Origin of the sequence: Thermotalea metallivorans (assembly GCF_001562415.1) — a bacterium.
In the GTDB taxonomy this organism is placed as follows: domain Bacteria; phylum Bacillota; class Clostridia; order Peptostreptococcales; family Thermotaleaceae; genus Thermotalea; species Thermotalea metallivorans.
This window is the reverse complement of the sequence record NZ_LOEE01000057.1, coordinates 1-20950: the sequence shown is the minus strand read 5'-3', so window position 1 is coordinate 20950 and position 20950 is coordinate 1. Positions and strand designations below refer to the sequence as shown.

22 protein-coding genes and 2 pseudogenes are annotated in these 20950 nt (G+C 37.6%); 18 read left to right on the top strand and 6 right to left on the bottom strand.

Annotated elements, in window-relative coordinates:
* Positions 1-149 precede the first annotated feature (149 nt).
* Complete coding sequence (locus AN619_RS12095) at positions 150-617, bottom strand: hypothetical protein (RefSeq protein WP_068557328.1); 468 nt, start codon at positions 615-617, stop codon at positions 150-152.
* 174 nt (positions 618-791) lie between these two features.
* Here AN619_RS12095 and AN619_RS12090 point away from each other — a divergent pair, with 174 nt between their 5' ends.
* The 5 genes from AN619_RS12090 (at position 792) to AN619_RS12070 (ending at position 4053) form a co-directional block, all read left to right on the top strand.
* Positions 792-1388: a hypothetical protein gene (locus tag AN619_RS12090; RefSeq protein WP_068557325.1), complete on the top strand. Its 597-nt coding sequence runs from the start codon at positions 792-794 to the stop codon at positions 1386-1388.
* Between the two features lie 226 nt (positions 1389-1614).
* Positions 1615-2550 carry a hypothetical protein gene (locus tag AN619_RS12085; RefSeq protein ID WP_068557323.1) on the top strand — a complete coding sequence of 312 codons (936 nt, stop codon included), beginning with the start codon at positions 1615-1617 and terminating at the stop codon, positions 2548-2550.
* A 23-nt stretch (positions 2551-2573) separates the two neighbouring features.
* Positions 2574-2759: a DUF4177 domain-containing protein gene (locus AN619_RS12080; RefSeq protein ID WP_068557321.1), complete on the top strand. Its 186-nt coding sequence runs from the start codon at positions 2574-2576 to the stop codon at positions 2757-2759.
* A 109-nt stretch (positions 2760-2868) separates the two neighbouring features.
* Complete coding sequence (locus AN619_RS12075; protein ID WP_068557319.1) at positions 2869-3303, top strand: hypothetical protein; 435 nt, start codon at positions 2869-2871, stop codon at positions 3301-3303.
* 144 nt (positions 3304-3447) lie between these two features.
* Positions 3448-4053 (top strand): hypothetical protein, encoded by a 606-nt coding sequence (locus AN619_RS12070; protein ID WP_068557317.1) that lies wholly within the window; start codon positions 3448-3450, stop codon positions 4051-4053.
* A gap of 19 nt (positions 4054-4072) precedes the next feature.
* Here the strand turns inward: AN619_RS12070 and AN619_RS12065 are convergent, their stop codons facing one another.
* Positions 4073-4717: a hypothetical protein gene (locus AN619_RS12065; protein ID WP_068557314.1), complete on the bottom strand. Its 645-nt coding sequence runs from the start codon at positions 4715-4717 to the stop codon at positions 4073-4075.
* A gap of 271 nt (positions 4718-4988) precedes the next feature.
* Between AN619_RS12065 and AN619_RS12060 the strand changes: the two genes are divergently transcribed.
* The 4 genes from AN619_RS12060 to AN619_RS12045 all read left to right on the top strand — a co-directional run bounded on the left by AN619_RS12060 (position 4989) and on the right by AN619_RS12045 (position 10064).
* Entirely contained in the window at positions 4989-5771 is a 783-nt protein-coding gene (locus tag AN619_RS12060) for a carbon-nitrogen family hydrolase (protein WP_068557312.1), read from the top strand.
* 73 nt (positions 5772-5844) lie between these two features.
* Positions 5845-8028, top strand: coding sequence for an Eco57I restriction-modification methylase domain-containing protein (locus AN619_RS12055; RefSeq protein WP_068557310.1), 2184 nt, complete (start codon positions 5845-5847; stop codon positions 8026-8028).
* 28 nt (positions 8029-8056) lie between these two features.
* Complete coding sequence (locus tag AN619_RS12050) at positions 8057-8698, top strand: hypothetical protein (protein WP_068557308.1); 642 nt, start codon at positions 8057-8059, stop codon at positions 8696-8698.
* A gap of 118 nt (positions 8699-8816) precedes the next feature.
* Complete coding sequence (locus AN619_RS12045; RefSeq protein ID WP_068557306.1) at positions 8817-10064, top strand: tetratricopeptide repeat protein; 1248 nt, start codon at positions 8817-8819, stop codon at positions 10062-10064.
* A 55-nt stretch (positions 10065-10119) separates the two neighbouring features.
* Here the strand turns inward: AN619_RS12045 and AN619_RS12040 are convergent, their stop codons facing one another.
* From AN619_RS12040 to AN619_RS12030, 3 genes are all read right to left on the bottom strand, one after another.
* Complete coding sequence (locus AN619_RS12040) at positions 10120-10305, bottom strand: DUF1858 domain-containing protein (RefSeq protein WP_068557304.1); 186 nt, start codon at positions 10303-10305, stop codon at positions 10120-10122.
* A 24-nt stretch (positions 10306-10329) separates the two neighbouring features.
* On the bottom strand, positions 10330-10998 hold the full coding sequence (locus tag AN619_RS12035; protein ID WP_068557302.1) for a hypothetical protein: 669 nt from the start codon (positions 10996-10998) through the stop codon (positions 10330-10332).
* Positions 10999-11066: 68 nt separating this feature from the next.
* Complete coding sequence (locus tag AN619_RS12030; protein WP_068557299.1) at positions 11067-11735, bottom strand: nitrite/sulfite reductase domain-containing protein; 669 nt, start codon at positions 11733-11735, stop codon at positions 11067-11069.
* A gap of 186 nt (positions 11736-11921) precedes the next feature.
* On the opposite strand from AN619_RS12030, the gene AN619_RS12025 reads away from it, so the two are divergent.
* The 6 genes from AN619_RS12025 (at position 11922) to holA (ending at position 18169) form a co-directional block, all read left to right on the top strand.
* On the top strand, positions 11922-12608 hold the full coding sequence (locus tag AN619_RS12025) for a Crp/Fnr family transcriptional regulator (RefSeq protein ID WP_068557297.1): 687 nt from the start codon (positions 11922-11924) through the stop codon (positions 12606-12608).
* Positions 12609-12754: 146 nt separating this feature from the next.
* The gene (locus AN619_RS12020; protein ID WP_068557296.1) at positions 12755-13288 is read left to right on the top strand and encodes an ECF transporter S component; all 534 of its coding nucleotides are present in this window, start codon (positions 12755-12757) and stop codon (positions 13286-13288) included.
* Positions 13289-13403: 115 nt separating this feature from the next.
* On the top strand, positions 13404-14156 hold the full coding sequence (locus AN619_RS12015; protein WP_068557294.1) for an MBL fold metallo-hydrolase: 753 nt from the start codon (positions 13404-13406) through the stop codon (positions 14154-14156).
* 87 nt (positions 14157-14243) lie between these two features.
* A complete protein-coding gene (locus AN619_RS12010; protein WP_068557292.1) occupies positions 14244-14552 on the top strand; it encodes a hypothetical protein in 309 nt (102 codons plus the stop codon).
* Between the two features lie 162 nt (positions 14553-14714).
* Positions 14715-17051: a DNA internalization-related competence protein ComEC/Rec2 gene (locus AN619_RS12005; protein ID WP_068557291.1), complete on the top strand. Its 2337-nt coding sequence runs from the start codon at positions 14715-14717 to the stop codon at positions 17049-17051.
* 83 nt (positions 17052-17134) lie between these two features.
* Positions 17135-18169 (top strand): DNA polymerase III subunit delta, encoded by a 1035-nt coding sequence (gene holA, locus AN619_RS12000; protein ID WP_198153303.1) that lies wholly within the window; start codon positions 17135-17137, stop codon positions 18167-18169.
* 180 nt (positions 18170-18349) lie between these two features.
* Here the strand turns inward: holA and AN619_RS16730 are convergent.
* Positions 18350-18592 (bottom strand): annotated as a pseudogene (locus tag AN619_RS16730) (hypothetical protein); the annotation flags it as partial.
* A 169-nt stretch (positions 18593-18761) separates the two neighbouring features.
* On the opposite strand from AN619_RS16730, the pseudogene istA reads away from it, so the two are divergent.
* The 3 genes and pseudogenes from istA to AN619_RS16510 all read left to right on the top strand — a co-directional run bounded on the left by istA (position 18762) and on the right by AN619_RS16510 (position 20608).
* A pseudogene (gene istA, locus AN619_RS16170) lies at positions 18762-20112 on the top strand (IS21 family transposase).
* On the top strand, positions 20103-20378 hold the full coding sequence (locus AN619_RS11990) for a hypothetical protein (RefSeq protein ID WP_278279905.1): 276 nt from the start codon (positions 20103-20105) through the stop codon (positions 20376-20378). Before istA ends, AN619_RS11990 begins: the two are co-directional and overlap by 10 nt.
* A 17-nt stretch (positions 20379-20395) precedes the next feature.
* The gene (locus AN619_RS16510; protein ID WP_278279904.1) at positions 20396-20608 is read left to right on the top strand and encodes an ATP-binding protein; all 213 of its coding nucleotides are present in this window, start codon (positions 20396-20398) and stop codon (positions 20606-20608) included.
* The last annotated feature ends 342 nt before the right edge of the window (positions 20609-20950 follow it).

Sequence of the window (20950 nt, the reverse complement as noted above, 5' to 3'; positions counted from 1 at the left end):
ATTCACTACTCTAACTAAAAGGCTTTCTATGTGATATTAATCCTGATGAACCGCCGGATACGGGACCGTATGTCCGGTGGTGTGAGAGGACGGTAGATAAATTAATTATCTACCTCCTACTCGATTGGGAGTACCTTGGATCCTATTGGTCATTTTAAAATATCAATTTGAAGGCTATCCCAAATATACTGATCTGCAAGTTCGATGGGCTCGATTTCTCGATTGTATAAATGATAATGAATCATCAAACTGATTCTGATAATGATGTCAGAAATATTATTCCAATCATTTTCAGAAATGGCTTTTAAATGATGACCTCTGGAGAATTGAATTCCATGGGCAATGGCAAAAGGCTCCTGTACATTTAGATGTCGGATGATATATTGATCTATGGAGTATTCTCTTTTGTCAAAACTATTGGATTGTAAAAATTCATGATATTCACGGAATAAGTGCTCTTTTACATTTTGAATAATCACATGGGCGTCTTTGCAAGCCAGTTGTTGTATTCCCTCGTTTAGTTCATAAAACCATACGGGACCTTGAATGGGAGCGTGGTAGCGTTTTTTGCGAAGTTTGTTTTTTCTGTATTTATCCAATTCGATGATCTGAGACACGATGATCCTCCTTGCTAATTGTCAAAGTGAATTCATTTAACAATTATACAATATTTTTATCTCGATGGGAAAGAGATTTTGTTGGAAAATGTAAAGGAATCGACAAAATACACATCTATAGACAGGCTGAATATTATATAGTAAAGGAAATTACTGTCCAGGGAGGAGGAGACCATGGATAAATTACAGTTATTGCATAAAAAATTTTCAGAGTTTATCGATTATTTTATCGTCAAATACAGTTATGAACATAGGGGAATGTTAAAAAAATTGAGGATTGATAGCCGGCTAAATATGGATATTGATGAAGAAGAATGGTGTAAATTGTTTTTATATAAATCTTGTTTGAATCATTGTGCAAGAATTTTACTCATGCGGTTCATTGAAGATAAAGGGTTCATTCATCATAAATTAAACGAAAAAGGTATAGAGAAATGGAGAAATTTTGTTAAAAATCTAGGACAAGATTTTGACGTGTTGTATCATATCGGTTTGCTTGATTTGCAAGTGGACGAAAATGCAATGATTCGTGGAATATTCAAGAAAAGCGATTACGACCTGTTTACTATTGACAAGGAATTGGCCGAGATTGTCATTGACAGCTTTTCTTCCATATATGTTGGAGATTTGCAAAAAAAAGATTTTATTGAATTATTTAAGAAACTCTATACACTGGAGGACCGAGAAATCATGAAATTGGAAAAATTTCATAAGGATGCACCAGCTTTATCCTATATACTGCAATTGGAAGAGCGGGAAAGTTTGTTATAACACATAGGAAATGTACTTTCATAAATTATGGATAAGTCATAATTTCCGTCATGGGTTTCAACAAAGTCTTCTTCAAAATCTTCCAACGGAAGATTTTGGTATAATGCATGGGAAATGATAAAGATTTTTCAGTTTTGCCGTTTGCTGAAGAAATATATATAATAGTATTAGAAAATATAAAAACTTGGAGAAAAGATTATAACCTAAGATCAAAGGAGAGGAGTAAATGAATACAGAGAGTTTGGAATTTAAAATAGAAGAAGATGTGTTATCGTTTTTGTCCATGCCCCAATTTAGAAAAGAAATTGAGGAGGCAAAAGACTATTTTTATAATTATATTGAACAGGGAGATATGTATCGGGACTTGCAGATGGATTTTAACTCGTGGCTGATTCACGATTATCGATTGCAAGATGGCAAAACTTTTTTAGAAAAGTACTATCATACAGAAAAAGAACATTTATCTGAAGAAGAGAAGTGTTTCATACAAAATCAGCTAAATACTTATCTAAGTATTTATGAAATTTATGAAATTCAAGGAGAAAATATTCGCATCAGGGATATTTTTACAAAAGAAGAATATTTTATACCTTTGGACAACATTGCCGATGTAAAGACAAAGGAGCTGGTCTTGGCAAGGGTGATGGACAATGGGGGACACTACCGTCTGACGGGAAATAAACAGTCTATCCCGGGGATTTTTAAAAGCACGATAGAAAGAAATATATATGAGCATTATGAAGATTATAGAAATAAGAACCGGTTTGGAACTTGGAAAACTTTTTTGAAGGCTCACAGCCAGTTGCTGTATAAGTATTTGGGCATTATTGAAGCATTGCTGATTCGCCAGGAAGAGGAGGATGATGAACGCTATCGTGTTTGGCAGAGTGTTTATCTTATGAAAGATGTACGGAGTATAAAGCAAATGCTGTTGGCATACGATCAAATTGAGCTGGATGGCGAAGATAGAGGATCCTGCTATTTTAAATTAATATCCAATAAGAAAATACTTGGGGAATTGGTTTTAAAAAATAATAGATTGGAACTGGAATGTATATCTGAGGATGATAGAAAGGCTGCGAAAAAAATCATTGAAAAAATATTAGGGGAGAATGGAAAACACTATAAAGATGAGGTATTCAGTATAGAGGATCTCGTATAAATGGACAAACGGAGGTTTCAAAAGTGAAAAAGTGGGAATATAAAATATTAAATTTAAAACCAAAAGGTGTAACAAATCTTGTGTTGAGCAAGGAGGATGAGGAAGCGTTAAATAAATTGGGAGATGAGGGATGGGAAGTAGTTACCAGTGCTCCTACAGTAAATGGCAGAACCATTTGCTGCATTTTAAAAAGGGAAAAATTAACATAATCAAGGGAAAAGGATGTTTACTTTCGTTTGACAGGAAAATTGAAACCTTGTAAAATATTAAGTAAAGAAAACATTGTTGAAGGGTACCAAAGGGGGAAAAATTAATTTTATGCAGATAGCATTATCGGATCTGGTAGACTCGTGTGACGATGGAACGCATTTTGATCTAAATGTATGTCTGGAGGATACGAAAAATGATTTAAAATTTCTTAGAGATTTGAAGAAATTTCTAAAGAAATATAATAAATCTACGAGCCAGATTGATCAATTTATTCATAGGTTAGAGGGGAATATGGATATAGAAAAGGTAATTCAAGTATATGATATTGACGAAAATGCCATAAAAAAGAGTATTGAAAAACATCCTTATTTTAAAAATCCTTGCGATTATCCCATTCGATTGATCACCATTATGAAATATCTTAAAAAGAAAGGGTTTGATACCCATTATAAGGATATGGATTTGATTGTGGATCGATTGATTCAGGAAATTGATGGTGTAAAAAAGGTTGGAGAAGGTATGTACTTGAAAAAAATGCATTAACAATCAATAGAACAAAGTCTTCCGTGAAATCTTCCAATGGAGGACTTTGTTTTATTTTGCAGAAATGGTGAATATGGAAAAAGGAATTGACGGAATTGTATAGAAATATGAAGAGGACAACAAGAATGAAAAGGGTGAGCAAAAATGGCGGAGTGGAAAAAAGAAAAAGTATGCTATGAAGCCAACAACGCCGCCAAAATGTCAAATCTCTATAGAATTTTCTTTGGTATATTTATTTTGTCGGCGGTTTTTTTCGCAGGAATTATCATAGGAGTAAAAAAACCTCCAGTCTATGATTTTTTTTCTAGTGGTGGGGGAAAGCAGCAAATCTTTACATACCTTGAGAGATTACAGCCTATAGAGGAACGATTTTACCCCATATGTAATCAAAATATGGCATGGATGGGGAAGGGAGAGCGAGCCAATGAAGAATATAGTGCTTTTCTCGATAAAGGTATTGGGGAGATGGAAGAAATCCTGCGGGAACTTGCACGAATTAGTACCAATCCCCATGTCTTGGAAAGTCATCTATTGCTGATGGATGAAATCAAGACACTAAAGGATATGATGCTGGAACAGCAATTTGGACTAGAAAATCATGATCCTCAAAGTGTCGAGAAGGCCAAATTATATTTTAAAAAATATGTTGCGATTGCTCAAAGTAGAAGGATTGCCTTAAAAAAGATGATGGAAACATATAAAATACCTTATATTGATTTGGGTGATAGAATCAAATATAAGGTAGAATGAAGATGGACCTAAGAGGCGATCAATATTTTTTATCTATAATCGAAGAGGATTCTAAACCGTATTCATGGTATCCGCCCTGCTTTGATGGGACTTGTATGTCCCGAAAGGCATGATACAATTTTCGGATCAATCCGTTTTTGGTATTGAATAAAAAATCGATGGCTCTGCTATTTTCCTGAACGGCCTTTTGGAAGTTTTTCTTTTCAAAGGATAATGCATAGTTTTTATCCAGCATAATTCCAATTTTTTCCATAAGAGATTTATAAAGAAGAAGGATGTCATAAATATTCTTACAGTGATTGGTTCCAAAATAATGATCAAATTCTTTGAGGGAATGAATTGCATGGTTGTATTTGTCAATTAGATTTTCGATAATTATTGTTAGATGATGATCTTCTCGATGGTCAAAGGCTTTTAAAGCATCTTCTAATTCTTTTTCTACCTTATAAAATGACAAATATTGTTCTTTCAGCTTCCTTAAATTATCATAAAAATTAGAGGTGCCCAGCAAGTAATTGTCGGAGCTGTGAAAGCTATGATTGGTGATTCTGTTTGTTTTATGAATAGGATTTACACGGTTTATATGGTTTACTTGCGTATTGCGATCCACATGCATGGTATAGATTCTGGTTTTATTTGCAGGGGAAATTTTTTTTGAAGTCATTCTTTTCCACCTCCTCTTTTATTTGATATGATTATATGGATTTGCGACTTTAGAATTAAATCTATGCAAAAGCTATATTTCTTGAACAGTTGTCAGTTACCAGTACTGGTAGCTGACAGATGGTAACTGGCAACGAACTGCGATTCAAAAAATATAACATTTTAAAATGAATTTAATTTTGAGGTTGTAAATCTATATTATGTATCGGATGAAAAAAGGTATGCTTACATAGAATATTTGAAAAAATAATAAAGAAATGGAGTTGAATAGCATGAAGGTTGCAGCGATTCAGATAAATTTAGAATTTGGAAACCCGGAGGCCAACAGGGCAAAGGTTGTTGAAATGATTGAGAAGGCTGCCCGGGAACTTCCTGATGTCATTGTATTGCCAGAGATGTGGAATACAAGCTTTAGTTTGAAGAATCTCCATGAGATTGCCGATAAAGAAGGAGAACCCACAAAAACTCTGATCGGCAATTTGGCAAAAAAGCACCGTGTAAATATTGTGGCAGGTTCTGTTGCGGATCGATATGGAGATCAAATTTACAACCGTCTGTATGCAATAGACCGTGCAGGTCATGTAAAGGCTTACTACGACAAAGCCCATTTGATCCAGCAGGCAAGAGAACATGAATTTTTGACGGCAGGGACTGCCGCGTCCGTTTTCGCGATGGATGGAATCCCTTGCGGTGCTATCATATGCTATGATATAAGATTTCCGGAGTTGGCCAGGACCGTGGCATTGAAAGGAGCAAAGGTTCTATTTATTCCTGCCCAATGGCCTGAAACAAGAATTGATCATTGGAAGGCCTTAGCCATTGCTCGGGCAATTGAAAATCAAATGTATGTGGTAGCAGTCAATAGAATTGGCAGCGAATTTAAAGCGAATTTCCCGGGAAAAAGTCTTGTGGTGGACCCCTGGGGAAAAGTTCTGGCAGAGTCCGAAGACCAGGAGACCATATTATATGCAGAAATGGATATAGATTTGGTAGATAGGGTAAGAGCCAAAATACCTTGTTTTTCTGATAGAAATATAAAAGCCTATTCTTTATAATTGTCCATCAGGAAGGGATATCCACGCCGGATACCTTCCTAAATTTATATATTTTTGTGATGTAGGTGAAAAAATGGAAAACAAAAAGATTTTAAAGCGTTTTCATGAACTAATGAAGGATATAGAAAATTTTGAATTGAATAAGGAAGATGCCATTGTTGGGGTCTATATGGTGTTATTTGGGAAAAAATTTGGACAGGCTTCGCTGAAGTCAGCAGTAAAGGATATGGCGCAAATTCCTATTCAAAGAAATCTTGTGGAGGAAATTGCCCACCGATATGAGGATCTGGAACTCATCCACATGCTAGCGTGGTATGAAAACTATTTGAGCACCTCTGTAAGGGAGCAAACGGGAAGTTTTTATACCCCTCAATATATTATTGATTTTATGGTTGAAAAGACATTGATCATGTATCTTCATCGGGAGACAGGGATTCAAGAAGAGCATCTGAAACTTTTTATAGCCGGACAGCTTTCCTTTGATAAAATTCAGTCAAAAGAAATTTTGAAAGCCCTTCGGGCGATGAAACTGATTGATATAGCCTGTGGCACAGGGCTGTTTATTCTCCGAAGTTTTGATAAGGTCTACATCCTCATAAAAAGGCTCTATGAAAAGCTAGGTGAAGAAATAGAAGATTTCATCATAAAAAAAGAAATTGTGGAAAATAATTTGTTCGCCATTGATATTCAGATTCAGCCCGTACTTTTATTGAGAATGGCATTGCTTTCCTGTGTTTATGGCGAAGATGTAAGATACTATGGGGCAGAGATTCATTTCAATGGGATTTCTGCCGACAGTTTAGAAGATTCATGGATGCATGATTATGATGCATTTCAAAGAATATTGCAACAGGATGGAGGCTTTGATATCGTCATTGGAAATCCTCCCTACCTTGGAGAAAAAGGAAACAAAGCTTTATTTGATCGAATCAAGGGCACAGATTTTGGTGCAAAGTACTACGAAGGAAAAATGGACTATTTTTATTTTTTTATTTACCGGGGGATCGATTTGCTCAAAACAGGAGGTATTTTGTCTTTTATTACCACAAATTATTTTGTTACTGCCGATGGGGCTGCAAAGTTGCGCGCCTATCTCAAAGAGCATTGTACCTTTAAAGAGATTATAAATTTCAATGATTTTGAGGTTTTTAAATCGGCCAAGGGACAGCATAATATGATTTTTTTTATCACGAAGGGAAAAGACATGGGTACGCCTGTTCGTATTCAATATTTTCAAGAAAAAAGACTACCGGAAAGTGACGTGATAGAAGCCTTAATGGCTGGTAAAGGTATAGAAAATAAAATAAGCTGTTATCTGTTGGATAACCAGGAGCGGCTGTACAATGGAAAAGGCCATATGCATATTCATGCCAGTGAGGATTACTTGCATATTTTAAATAAAATTTCGAAAAAAGCAAGTTGTACACTGGGACAATTGTGCCATGTAAACCAGGGGATTGTAAGCGGTGCAGACCGCATGACAAAGGATATGCTGGAAAAGAAAATTTCACCGGAAGCTGCTGCCAAGCATGATTTTGCGGTGAATCAAGGAATTTTTGTTTTGACTGAAGCTGAAACAGAAAATTTGGGACTTATAGGTTCTCCATACCTAAAGCCCATGTATAAAAACAGTGATATTCGAAGATATGCAGTAAAGGATGCTACGGATAAATATATTCTTTATATGGCAGAAGCCAACCCGCAGGAAGAAAATTTAAATCCGATTATTCATCATCTATATAAATATAAGGACATTCTGGATCAAAGACGGGAGACCTTAAAAGGCGTAAGACCTTGGTATGCCCTTCAATGGCCCAGACATCAGGATATTTTTGAGGGTGAAAAAATTGTCGTGCCCCACCGGGCGAAGGAAAACCGCTTTGCTTTCTGCAAGGGGCCTTGGTATGCCAGCGCCGATGTATATTTTATTACCAAAAAGGAAGAGGGAATAGATCTGTTATTTTTGCTAGGGCAGTTGAATTCAAAACTGATGTATTTTTGGCTATATAATAAGGGAAAAAGAAAGGGAGATGACCTGGAATTATATGCCAATCCATTAAAGGAATTGCCTATTTTGATGCATATGGAGGATGAACAAAAGAATCAAATCATAGCCCTTGTGGAAAAAATGATTTGTTATGGTGAAGATGAGAAAAAACAAGCATGCCTTGACGCACTGCTCTACAAACTGTATGATTTCACGGAAAAGGAAATAGCCCTTATGCATTCATTGTATCAGAAAAGTCTAAAGAAATAACGAAGGATGGGAAAGGAGGATAGACTCCGTGCGATTTTATGTTTTATCAAAATGTATTGAGGAAGAAAAAGGGGATATTATCATCAATTTAGACACAAAAACGGTAGAAAAAATAAAATTGAATGAACTTTTGGAAGAGGACAAAACATACGTTTATGCCAATGGAGAATTGATACAAATCAAAAATATAGATTGGACTGTCAAAGAAACGTATCTATTGGCTTTTCACAAAAATAGAAAAATAAATATCAAGGACTATAAATTTATTCGATTGGGCAAGGAAGATGAAATTACTTTGGATGAAAATTATTTTATGTATTGTAACGGAAGCTTGTTGGGAAGGATTACGAATCATCATGAAATTGAAATGATGGAAAGAGAAGGATTAGAAAAAACCCGTAGGATTGTCAGTAGACTTCTGCATGGAGGAATTGCTGTTCTCACCCGAGGAAAAAAGGTTTATCGAATTTTCACGTATTTAAAATTAAAATCCTTTTTGGCAGAGGAAGATAAGCAGATTAGCATTCATCAATATTTGGATAGAGAAAAGGTAGAAGATGAAGGCAGTTTTTTAGAACAGATGGGCGATGACCTTACGGAGGTGTATCAAAAGATTGGACAAATGCTAAAAAAGATAAACAAAAAAAAGGATAAGACCTATGATTTGTGATAGAATATCATCACCGATCATCGATGGGAGAATATTATGTATTGGAATAAGGAATACTGGCTGGAATGGATTTTTGCTACCAGTTATATAGTCCCTTAAAAGAAAGGGGTGCTATATTTTGAATAAATTTTTTATTTTTTTTCCTACCAGGCAACAAAGGCATGACTATATAAAAAAAATTTTGGATATGGAACAGGGAGACAAAGAAGGAGGAATCGTTGGATCAGGTATAGAAAGGATTATTTATAAGAAAAGCCATCGCAATATTCCCGGTTTTTGGGCAGGTATATATCTTTGTCTTGAAAGGGATCATAAGAATTTATTGGAAAACATACAGGCAGTCATACCTTCCCATTGGGTAGATGACGCTGTATTTTTTCCGACGCAAATGATGAAAAGAAAAGAGATGGAAGCCCTTTGGGAGAAAAAATATTGTTTTACACAGGGAGAAGATGCTTCGGATGCTTGGAAGATTTTTTTTCAAGAAGTTCAGGCCCATCTTCGGCAGGGAAGAATCGATATTGCAGGAGTTGCGTTGATGTATATTTATAAGCATAATCCCTATTTTTTGAAAAAGTATAAAAGATACTATATTTTTGAAGATATTGCCTATGCTTATGAAGCTAAGGGAGAACTGTATAAAAGTATTAAATACTTGAAGGCCCAGACTCGTTTGCAGCCAAATTCCACAGAAGCCTATCTGAATATGAGCAGCTTTCTTATATTGAATGGTTTGAGTGCAGAAGCAATCAATGTATGCAAAGAAGGGCTAAAAATAAATGCAACGGATGCGTATTTAAATAATAATCTGTTGATTGCATATTTAAATGAAGGGCATATCGAAACTGCCATTGATTACCTGAACCAGAGAATTGCTCAAAATCCACAGACATCTATGAATTGGAAGCTGATGGGAGATATCTTTTGTGAAATAGAAAACTTTGATGGGGCCGTTCGATGCTACCAAAAGGCGTTGCAGGTAAACTCTGCAGACTTGAAGGAAGTAAAAACAGATATTTATTATAGTCTCGGTATTTGTTACCAGCATATGGGGCAAATACGGAAAGCTATAAAATATTATAAATGTCTGTTGGCATATAATAAGACGGATCCTATGGCATTGCTAAATCTATCAAAGTTATATGGAGAAGATCTAAAACAGTACCATTTGGCAGAAAAATATGCAGAAAGGCTTGTACACCTATATCCGGAGAATGGCTATGGGCACCATAATTTAGGATTGATTTATTTCTATACCAGCAGATTTGATAAAGCCAAATGGCATTTATACCGGGCTAAAAAGCTGGTGCCGGATTATCAGCCGGTTTATGATGCCATTAAGGAACTAAAAAAAATAACGAACTAATCAAGGTCAGCCAATATGGACGGATATTGGCTGACCTTTGAATATTTTGGAGCCGTTATTTATTTAGCTCTTCCAACAACTTTTCCAAATCAATGCCGTGAATTTCGGCAGCTTGGGCAAGGGTCTCCATTTGGGAAGAGGGGCAGCCTAAGCAACCCATACCGTGGCGCATAAGTATTTGTGCCGCATTGGGATTTAGTTTTAAAGCATCACCAATCAATGTGTCTCTTGAAATTTTCATTTTTTTATTCCTCCTCATAAAAAATTAGTGAAGTTTTGTTTTTATTTGATGAATGAATCCAGGCAATCCATTGAAATCTGCCTTGCTTACCTGATAAGTAAAATTTTCATTGGCATTTTCAACAAAGGCTTGAATCCATGCAGTCCTTAGACGATAGAAAATCTCGACGTCGGCACCCACAGCCTCCCAGTAACTTCTATGAAGGCATTTGATATTTTTCCATTCCACTCTATCGGGATCGGCCATAGAAATATTATTTACGTTGTCGCAGGGCATTCCGTCTAATATATAGTTGTTAAGGGCCTTATAAATCGCAGGGGCGCTATCGGTTTGACCCTTTGCCTTTGCATCCAATCCCGATTGAGCACCTTGGTTTCTATATAAGTCAAGGGCAATTTTTACAGCATCTGGGCCATACTTGTTAAAGATAGCAGCAAGAATTGCAGCTTGTCTCGTTTCTGCAATGGATATTCTGTTTTGGAGCCATCCGTGGATGTTTGTTGTATCAATCAGCTGATCCAAAGGTTTGTCCTCTATGGGGCTTCCATATTGATTTTCCATCTCGTTTGCGATGCTTTCAATTTCATCACCATATTTTTCTTTGTAGGCACGGATTAGTTCCATTTCCAGATCCTCATGCAATCTGATTTTGTGAAACAACCAGTGGTGAATGGGTCCTAAAAATTTACTCATTTTCATTTCCTCCTCTTTATGATGATTATAAATCTTTGGATGAACAGGTTTCTATGATATAAATCACATTATTTGTGAAAACGATCCATTACATCTTTTTGAAATTTTGCAAAACTGATTCTGTCAATGAAATCTCCCAGCTTTTCCCCCATAGACGCGTTTTCGTTATAATAATCTATGATGATCTTCACCAATTTGAAGGCATCATCCTCTGAAAGCCCTACTGTGACGATATCCGAAAGTCTTTGATGAAATCCAGCGCTGCCTCCCACCGTGATCATGTAGCCGTCAACGTCGGCGATGACGCCAATATCCTTGGAATAAACACTGGTACAAGCATTTCTGCAGCCGGCAACGCCAATTTTTGTACGGTTAGGTGTAGAGGCTCCATAGAAGGTTTTTTCCAGTTTCATGCCCAATCTTAAAGAATTTTGCTTTGCCCGCTTGCAAAAGGAGGCGGGACACATCTCCACGTTTTTTACGGAATAAGGGGAAAGTACCGCTGGTTCCATGCCTAACTCTTCCCACACCCTGTTTACATCTTCTGCTTCCAATCCCGTGATCATGATTCTCTGGCCGGAAGTAATTTTTAAGGTACCATGATATTTTTTAGCTACTTCCGCAATCTTCACCAATTGATCCGGTTTGACAAACCCCCCTGGAATTCTGGGAGTAACAGCATATGTTCTCTTTCCATTCCTTATTTTTTGCAAGTTTGCATATTTGGGTGCATCCATCTATATCACTCCTTTATCGGTTGTTGTCTTCTGATAGTTTTATTATAGTATGGAAATAATATCTAAAATACAATTTAAGTCACAAAATTAGGTGATATATATCACTTTGCTACAAAATTGCTTAAAATATGTATGAGAGGGTATATGTTTTTGATGTAACAATCAATGATAAGAAAGAGGGATAGAATGGAAAAAAACATTGAATTATTAAAGCACATACCGTTATTTTCCCAGTTGAACGATAAATCTTTAGAAAAAATTGCTTCCATTACTGTGGAAAAAAAATATCGAAAAGGTACAATTATTTTTATGGAAGGAGACCCAGGAGAAGCCATTTTCTTTATTAAATCGGGAAAAGTAAAAATATCTAAGACTTCTTCCGATGGCAGGGAGTTGATTTTGAATATATACGGCAGCGGAGATGTATTCGCTGAGGTTACAATTTTTAATGATGTAAAATATCCTGCAACAGCCGAAGTGGTTGAAGATGCCGTGATTGGTGTAGTGATGAATAGAGAATTGGAGGAGCTGGTCAAGGGTGATGCAGACTTGGCGCTGCAGATCATAAAGATTTTAAACAAACGGCTTTATATGGCCCAAATGAAATTAAAACAAATGGCTTTAAGTGATACCTATGTGAGGACGGCTCAAATGATTATCAAATTGGCCCAAGAACATGGGGTAGAGAAAAATAGCGTGATCGAATTGAAACTGGAATTATCAAGGCAAGAGTTGGCAAATATGATCGGAACTGCCAGAGAAACAGTAAGCAGGGCGTTAAGCCAATTCAAGAAAGAAGGGTCCATCGATATCAGCGGAAAGAAGATTATTGTAAAAAATATAAAAAAACTTAAAGCCTGGGTGCAGTCCTGAAACAGGGGGCAGAGAAAACAGGGAATATTGTATCGATACAATATTCCCTGTTTTCTTTTTTACAATTCTATTTACATGGAAAAGATGGGATGATATAATGAAAACAGAGGGGAACACATAGATACAATCAAGAAAGGAGCAATACAATGGTAAAGATCAGCATGAAAAAACTGGTTCTTTCGGGACTGATGGCCGCCCTCGTGACGGTAGGCACTATGATTATACAGATACCTACACCCACAAAGGGATATATTCATATAGGAGACAGCATGGTCTATCTGAGCGGTATTCTGCTGGGACCTGCTGTAGGAAGTTTGGCTGCAGCCATAGGTTCTATGTTTGCGGATCTTTTTTCGGGATACGGCATTTATGCACCTGCTACCTTTGTCATCAAGGGATTGGATGCGTTCGTGGTAGGATATATTTATCATAAAATGGTAGGCCAACATGCTTCCATGGCAAAAAAGCTCACTTCCTTTAGTGTTGCCGTATTCCTTGGGGGAGCTATCATGGTAGGCGGTTATTTTGCCTATGAAAGCATATTGTATGGTTTTGCGGCTGCGATACCTGGGATTGTAGGCAATATTACCCAGGCTGTTGGGGGTGGCGTATTGGCCGTACCTCTGCTGTTGGCTTTAGATAAAACAAAACTGTTCCATGGTATATATGGAAACCGCTAGACTTCTGCAATGGAAGTCTTTTTTTATGTGCATTTGTAATTTTTAAAAAGATAGATGTTTTCTTGCTGGTGGGGTACATTATAAGTATGAAAATAAATAGGAAAGGAGTATGTTTATGAAAATTACTGTATTAGGATGTTGGGGGCCATATCCAAGGGCAGGCGGTGCATGTTCCGGCTATTTGTTTGAACATGAAGATACAAAAATACTGATTGATTGCGGCAACGGCATCTTAAGCAGGCTGCAACAGATGATCAAAAACTTTGAAGAAATTGATATGATCATTATCAGCCATCTGCACAGCGATCATATTTCCGACGCCATGGTGCTGCGATATGCCCTGGGTATCCAGCAAGCAAAAGGTTTGATTGCCAAGTCAATACCCCTATATGCACCCGGGGCTCCTCGAGAAGATTTTGAAAAACTGCAATTTCAAAATGCTTTTGCATTGAAGGAAATTGATGGAGACTCTGCGATTCATTTCCGTGGATTGGAGATCAGTTTCAGACAAATGGATCATCCTGTTCCCAGTTATGCTGTAAAGATTGAAAAGGATCACAAAAAATTTGTTTATTCGGGGGATACCAAATACTGTCATTCTATTTTTGAATTTGCCGAGGGCGCTGATCTGCTGCTTTGTGAATGTGGTGTATTGGAAAGGGACAAAACACCGGATACTGCCCATTTATCAGCGAAGGAAGCGGGAGAAATCGGCCAGAAAAGCCATGTAAAAAAACTGCTGCTCACCCATTTTTGGCCGGGCTATTCTTTAGAAGATATATATAATGAAGCAAAAGCTGTTTATGATGGAGAGTTGATTTTGTCGGAAGAAATGAAAACCTATGATGTTTCATCGGATGCATGGTAATGGCAACTTTCTTTCTGTAAACTTTTTGGAGAAAAGGGAATAATACATATATGACCTTTATTTCAAGGGAAGAAAGGAAGTGATTGGATGCTCAACAGCATCAGTGAAAGGAGAGTAAAATTAAGTGATAAATATAAGCTATATATTGAAATTCCCGATGAAGAATATTTAATGATTTACAACGGAGATATAAGCGTAGAAAATGCCAGAGATGTTCTGTGGCAGTATTTGCAATATCATCAGGATGATGCCAGGGTAGAAAACGTAGAAATTAACCATGATCGGGATAATCACAGCATCAATATTGAAGCGGATTTGATTTATGTAGGAAACGACTATACCACAGGGCGCTATCGACCGAACTATCTTAGAACAGAAAAGGAACTGGAACATTAGAAAGTGAAGGGATCTGCTCCTCAATCTTCGGATATAAAAGCCGAGGCATTCGGGGCAGATTCTTTTTAATGTTCTGGAATTTCATGTATTTATAGAATAAAACAGGAATTAAGGCGATTTTGTAGAAAATAGCAATGAAGAGGAATAGAAAGGTTGTGTTTTATGAGAAGGCCCTTAATTCCTGTGACAGTCTTGTATATTTTAGGAATTCTAATGAAGCATTGGGAGATTGATTTTCCCATCCTTGTGCTTTTGGCAGTCGCCAGTATTGGGATCGCTGGAATATTTTTTGGCAGAAGGAGGGGGATCATCCTTATGATGTTATGGGCCATTGCTTTTACAGGAGCCTTCAACTATGCAGCAAATAACGGTTCCAGAAATCAGCTGAGTCCCTATTGGGGCAAGGAGGTTTATGCCATCGGAGATGTGACCGGGGTTTCCTATAAAAATCAAATCCAGTTGACAGTTCAATTGAAAAAAATCATGGTTAGGAATCATGAAATTCCTACGGATGAAAAAATCATCGTAAAAATCAACGGCCAATTGAATCAAGGAAAAGACATGCTGGGCAAGACCATTGGGGTATACGGCGTCATCAAGGAACCCCAAAAAGCGAGGAATCCCAAAACCTTTAATTATCAGCTTTATTTAAAATCAAAGGGTATTTACAACATCATGTATGTACCGGAGGACAGGATAAAAATATTAGGCGATGCAACAATTTCTCCTGTTATGGAAGGGATCTATGGGATAAAGAACAGGATACGGCAGATCACTGCAGAAGCTTTGCCGGAAAAAGAAGGAGAGTTTTTGCTGGGAGTATTGTTGGGAGAGAAAGACCGATTGGATGCAGAGATCTATGAAAACTTTCAATCCTTGGGAATCGCCCATGTTCTGGCGGTATCGGGACTTCATGTGGGCATCATTTATATGGCACTGGAAAGGGCACTTCGGGGAATAGAGGGCCATATCAAAGTGATGTCCATATTGGGGATGTTGTGGGCTTATGCAGCTATTACAAATTTTACACCTTCCGTTTTGCGAGCAACCACCATGGCAACCCTCCTTATCCTTGCTCCCCTATGGAATCGCAAATATGATCCGCTGTCGGCTTTATTTGCAACTGCTTTCATATTTTTGTTGGCAAATCCTTTGTTATGGATGGATATCGGATTTCAGCTTTCTTTTTCGGCCGTACTTTTCATTGTATTGCTGTATCCTTTGATATTGAAAAGGCTATCATTGATTCCTAATTTCTGGGCTCAAATGATCGCTGTTTCTCTGGCTGCACAAATGGGTGTTGCTCCGGTGATTGCCTACCATTTCAACAATTTGTCCCTATTATCCTTATTTATCAATATTCCCATTGTGTTTATGGTCGGTTATTTGGTACCTCTTGGATTAGTCATGCTGGTGGTGGGGTGGTTCAGTTCTTTTGGGGCTGCATTGATCGCCATTTTTTCTCTTATGCTGATACGGTTGATGATGGTTATTTCCCAAGGGGCAGCAAAGATTCCTTTTTCCCATGGGGTAGTTATTTCTCCCGATGCCTTGTTTTTAGCAACCTATTATCTTTTGCTCATCGTGGCGGCCCTGGAAGAAAAATGGCTAGAACGATGGATGCTAAACAAAAAGAAGTGTGGCGCATGGATTTTAGGGATTTATATGATATTGGTATTTACGGGATATATCCTGCCGGATCGAATGAAAATCGTCTTTGTGGATGTGGGACAAGGAGATTGCATATGGATTCATACACCCAAAGGGAAAAATCTTTTGATTGATGGTGGCGGGAAGGATTTCTATGGATCCAATGGACAGGTGCAGGAAAAGAATATACTAGTACCCTTCTTATTAAAAAATGGTGTATGGAAACTGGATTTTGTCTTCCTATCCCATGTCCACCACGATCATATAGGAGGATTGATCCAGGTATTAGATCATTTGAAGGTTGGTGCTGTGGGAATTGGGACCGACGCATACAAGACCGATGATTGGATTGTCTTTGAGAAAAAATGCAGGGGAAAGGGAATTCCCATTCATAGGCTGATCAAAGGCAATATCTTGGAGATAGAAAGGGGCTTGAAAATAAAGGCATTGCATCCGGAGAAAAATTTGATTCAATCCAGCAGGGATGATATAAACAATAATTCCCTTGTACTGCTGATAGAGTATGAAGGAAGAAAAATTTTAATAACGGGGGATATTGAAAGGGAAGCGGAGGAGAAAATTGTAAAAGGGTATTCCCATTTGGATATAGATGTCATAAAAGTTCCCCATCATGGCAGCCTATATTCCAGTACAGAAAAGCTGATAGAAGGATTGAAGCCGGAAATTGCCGTCATTCAGGTAGGCAAAAACCGTTTTGGACATCCCCATCCCCAGGTGATCAAGCGATACAAGGAGAAAAACATCCATATTTTTCGAAATGATGAGAACGGGGCCGTACAACTCATCATTGATCATTCACAGATGAGGGTGTACACAATGCTGCCGTAAAATAAATCTGGCTAGGGGGAATTTTACAATAGAGGATTCCTATGCTACAATGGGAGGTAGTTGAATATATGGAGGGTTATCTTATGGGTTATAAGGATGTATTGACAGATTTGAAAAACGATCAGCTATCCCATATCTATCTTTTTCATGGCGTGGAATACTATTTGATGGAGCATATGCTCCAAGGGATCAAAAGTAAATTGGTGGATGAAGGATTTCAAGCGCTGAATTATCAAATGATGGATGGGAAGGAGACAACGATAGATCAGATCATCAATGCTTGTGAGACCTTGCCTTTTATGGGGGAATCCAGGTTAGTTGTGATAAAGGATCTGGAGTGTTTTTCGGGAAAAAGAAAGAACATCAGCGAAGAAGAGGAAAAGAAATTAGCAGCATATTTGTCTGATATCCCACCCACTACCTACCTGGTTTTTATGGTGACGGAGGGAATTGATAAAAGGAAAAAAATTGTAAAAGACATTGGTCAATACGGGAAAATTATTGAATTTGACAAATTGCAGGGAACAGAATTGAACAAATGGATTATCAAATCCTTCAGCAGGTACGGAAAAAAAATCGGGGAAAAGGAAGTGGCTTTCTTTCTTGATGTGACAGGATATATGGAGAGGAACTCCAATAAAAATCTCAAGGATTTGGAGAATGAAATTAAAAAGATATCGGATTACCTTGGCGAGAAAACTGCCGTGACTCTGCAAGATATTGACCTCCTTGCATCAAAAACCATAGAAAATAATATATTTCGCCTGGTAGAATCCATTGGAGAAAAAAATGGAGAAAGGGCCCTTACCCTTTTCAATGATATGCTTCTGGAGGGAGAGGCAGAGATCAGGATATTGTACATGATTACGAGACAATTCCGTCTGCTTTATCAAATAAAGCTGATGGAAGCCCAGGGATATACGCCCATGGCTATTGCTCCTAAGCTGGGTTTGCAGCAATTTGTAGTGAAAAAATATTTGAATCAGGCGGCAAATTTCGACAAAAATACGTTGCGAAAGGCCCTACAAAAGTGTCTGGATACGGATGGGGGAATTAAAAAAGGAAAGATTGGGCCCCGATTGGGGGTCGAATTATTAATTAGCGAGTTTGCCGGCTGAAAATATCCCATCCAGTTCTAAAAAACCAAAAAAGCGGAAAAGCGTACCTTGTACGCTTTTTATATTCATGGGGAATAAATGACGGTTGTTTATTCTTTCAAATTACATAGCTTGCTTTATAGATAAACCATTTTAGAGCATTATTTATTCTTACAAGTAATGGTAAAATTTTAGGCCTATTTATGCAGCATGTAATCCTATATCTGGCAATTCACAATGGTAATTTCTGGAATAAACAATAGATTTTATGAGGTCTTTATCTTCATTAAATTGGTCATAAAGAGCAGCAATTTCATCAAACAACACTTCTATATTTTCTCTAGCTCCAATATTGAAGATCTTGTTTTTCAGCAAGTTCCATATATTTTCTTGGGGATTAAGTTGTGGTGAATAGGCAGGTGTATTGATGAGAACCAGTCTTTCTTTCTGTTTATTGCATAATTAAAGTGGACAAAGTTGCAAAACAAAATCCCCACTTTTGCAACTTAAAATTCCCCAAAATTGCAAAGGCCATTGCAGGCACCTAACAAAACCTTTACCCTTGTAGTTGAAGGAATATTACTGTAAGGAAGGAAAATGGAGGATGCTTACAATGACCCAAATCAATGATATCAGAAATGCGTATTTTATAAAAGGCTTTAATATCAGTCAAATAGCTCGATTATTTAATGTAGATCGTAAAACAGCTCGAAAGTACATCTATCAGGATAATTGGAATAGGTTTATGAAGGAAAAGACCCATCGGGAAACCTTTCCTAAACTCGCTCCCTACAAAGCTGATATCGACCAGTGGCTGGAAGAAGATAAGAGAGCCAGACGGAAGCAGCGGCATACAGCCAAGCGTGTTTATAATCGCCTTCGGGATAAATACAAAGAACAGTTTGACTGTTCTTATCGTACAGTGGCAGGTTATGTTGCTATGAAGAAAAAACAGGTATTTCAGGATAATACATGTCGACTACCTTTGGAACATATTCCGGGAGAAGCTCAAGTAGACTTTGGAAAGGCTGATTTTTATGAAAACGGGATGAAGTTTGAAGGAGCATATTTGAATGTTTCCTTTCCGTACAGCAATGGAGGCTATACACAACTGTTCAAAGGTGAAAACCAAGAATGCCTATTGGAGGGGCTAAAGACTATCTTTAAATACATTGGGGGAGTTGCGCAAAAACTCTGGTTTGATAATACTAGCACCATTGTGACAGCCATTCCAAGTGATGGACAACGGGGCTTAACTGACGCTTTTGTCCGATTTAAGCAACATTATGGCTTTGAGCCGGTTTTCTGTAATCCGGATGCCGGGCATGAAAAGGGCAACGTAGAGGTCAAAGTGGGCTATCACCGGTGCAACCTCTTAGTACCGGTTCCTCAATTTGAACGACTGGAAGATTATAACCGGGAGTTTCTTCGTAAGTGTACGCAAGATATGTAGCGTAAATATGCCAACAGCCGAGTTATGGTAAAGGTAACAGCCCATGAAATCATACCACTGGATGAAAATCACCGAGAAATCGTCCGACATCGACGGTTGTATGGAGATTACAAGCAGGAAAGCATGGACTGGCTGCCCTATCTGACGCAGTTTTCCCGCAGTCCCGGAGCCCTTAAATATTCTGAGATTTATAAAATGCTGCCTGACCCGTTGAAGGAGTACCTGGAAGGTTGAAGTAAAAGTGAACGGGGCAAAGTATTAAAGGCAGTAGCCATGTTAAGTACTAAAAGCAGTTTTGAACAGGCTGTGAGGGCTGTGACAGAAGCCCTGCTGCACAAGGTAGGGGGACGTTGACAGTTTGATAGCCATCCATAGCCGTATAACCGGGATAATTCCACCATTAGAACCGGTAAAACTTCCGGCAGGAATCCCTGAATTAACGGCCTTCCGCTTTGATGCCGGGGAATATGACAAAGTTCTTTTGAAGGGTGGTGTCAAAACATGCAACTAAGGGATGAAATTGCCGCCTGCTGCAAAGCGCTGAAACTTAGTCGAAATCTGGTGGAAAACTGCGGGCGAATCGAAGCAAAGAGCCATGAAGAATACCTTCTTCAGCTGCTCAGACTTGAACTGGAACACAGAGAAGCAAGCAGAAAGGATAGGCTTTTGAGGAATGCAGGTTTCTATACAGTCAAGACCTTTGCTGATTACATCTTCGATGAGATTAAACTGCCCTACGGACTTACGCCGCAGGATCTAAAGAATGCAAGTTTCTAAAAGACAAGCGTAATCTAGTGCTTTATGGCAATGTAGGTACCGGTAAAACTCATCTTGCCACTGACATTGGGGTAGAAGCATGCAAAATGGGATTGAATGTGCACTTTTTCCCATTGTTGTGTGTTCTGGTATTGTCTAAAACGAGATACACCTTCTTATTAGGATTACGCTCTAATAGGTGTTCCATGAAGCTTTGTATTTCTTCATTATATGAATTTTGGCAGCTTTAACAAGGAATTATTTGCAAATTAATATATCTAATTAATTTATTATCGAGATATTAAGTCATTTAAATTAAATTAATTTTATATATATTTTAACAAAAAATAAAAAATATATTTACATTAAAGAAATTTATGCTATAATTAGAAAAAGGAAACGAAATATATAAATTTATACATGAATTATAAATTAAAGAAATCTATGGATTATCTATAGATTTGCACCCATAGAAATTAACCTTTCTTAATAATTCTCTCTTTGTTTTGGAATAATAAGTAAAACACCAAATCAAAGGAGGATCATTCTATGGGTAGAAAGTGCATTCAAGTAGAAACTCTGCATGGTCTTAC

What these genes read in the sequence shown, in the direction of transcription:
- AN619_RS12015 (WP_068557294.1), top strand. Translation starts at nt 13,404, where the DNA reads ATGAAAATTACTGTATTAGGATGTTGGGGGCCATATCCAAGGGCAGGC.
- AN619_RS12020 (WP_068557296.1), top strand. Translation starts at nt 12,755, where the DNA reads ATGGTAAAGATCAGCATGAAAAAACTGGTTCTTTCGGGACTGATGGCC.
- AN619_RS12030 (WP_068557299.1), bottom strand. Translation starts at nt 11,735, where the DNA reads ATGGATGCACCCAAATATGCAAACTTGCAAAAAATAAGGAATGGAAAG.
- AN619_RS12060 (WP_068557312.1), top strand. Translation starts at nt 4,989, where the DNA reads ATGAAGGTTGCAGCGATTCAGATAAATTTAGAATTTGGAAACCCGGAG.
- AN619_RS12025 (WP_068557297.1), top strand. Translation starts at nt 11,922, where the DNA reads ATGGAAAAAAACATTGAATTATTAAAGCACATACCGTTATTTTCCCAG.
- AN619_RS12040 (WP_068557304.1), bottom strand. Translation starts at nt 10,305, where the DNA reads ATGAAAATTTCAAGAGACACATTGATTGGTGATGCTTTAAAACTAAAT.
- AN619_RS11990 (WP_278279905.1), top strand. Translation starts at nt 20,103, where the DNA reads ATGCAACTAAGGGATGAAATTGCCGCCTGCTGCAAAGCGCTGAAACTT.
- AN619_RS12075 (WP_068557319.1), top strand. Translation starts at nt 2,869, where the DNA reads ATGCAGATAGCATTATCGGATCTGGTAGACTCGTGTGACGATGGAACG.
- holA (WP_198153303.1), top strand. Translation starts at nt 17,135, where the DNA reads ATGGGTTATAAGGATGTATTGACAGATTTGAAAAACGATCAGCTATCC.
- AN619_RS12010 (WP_068557292.1), top strand. Translation starts at nt 14,244, where the DNA reads ATGCTCAACAGCATCAGTGAAAGGAGAGTAAAATTAAGTGATAAATAT.
- AN619_RS12035 (WP_068557302.1), bottom strand. Translation starts at nt 10,998, where the DNA reads ATGAGTAAATTTTTAGGACCCATTCACCACTGGTTGTTTCACAAAATC.
- AN619_RS12005 (WP_068557291.1), top strand. Translation starts at nt 14,715, where the DNA reads ATGAGAAGGCCCTTAATTCCTGTGACAGTCTTGTATATTTTAGGAATT.
- AN619_RS12065 (WP_068557314.1), bottom strand. Translation starts at nt 4,717, where the DNA reads ATGACTTCAAAAAAAATTTCCCCTGCAAATAAAACCAGAATCTATACC.
- AN619_RS12085 (WP_068557323.1), top strand. Translation starts at nt 1,615, where the DNA reads ATGAATACAGAGAGTTTGGAATTTAAAATAGAAGAAGATGTGTTATCG.
- AN619_RS12055 (WP_068557310.1), top strand. Translation starts at nt 5,845, where the DNA reads ATGGAAAACAAAAAGATTTTAAAGCGTTTTCATGAACTAATGAAGGAT.
- AN619_RS12070 (WP_068557317.1), top strand. Translation starts at nt 3,448, where the DNA reads ATGGCGGAGTGGAAAAAAGAAAAAGTATGCTATGAAGCCAACAACGCC.
- AN619_RS12090 (WP_068557325.1), top strand. Translation starts at nt 792, where the DNA reads ATGGATAAATTACAGTTATTGCATAAAAAATTTTCAGAGTTTATCGAT.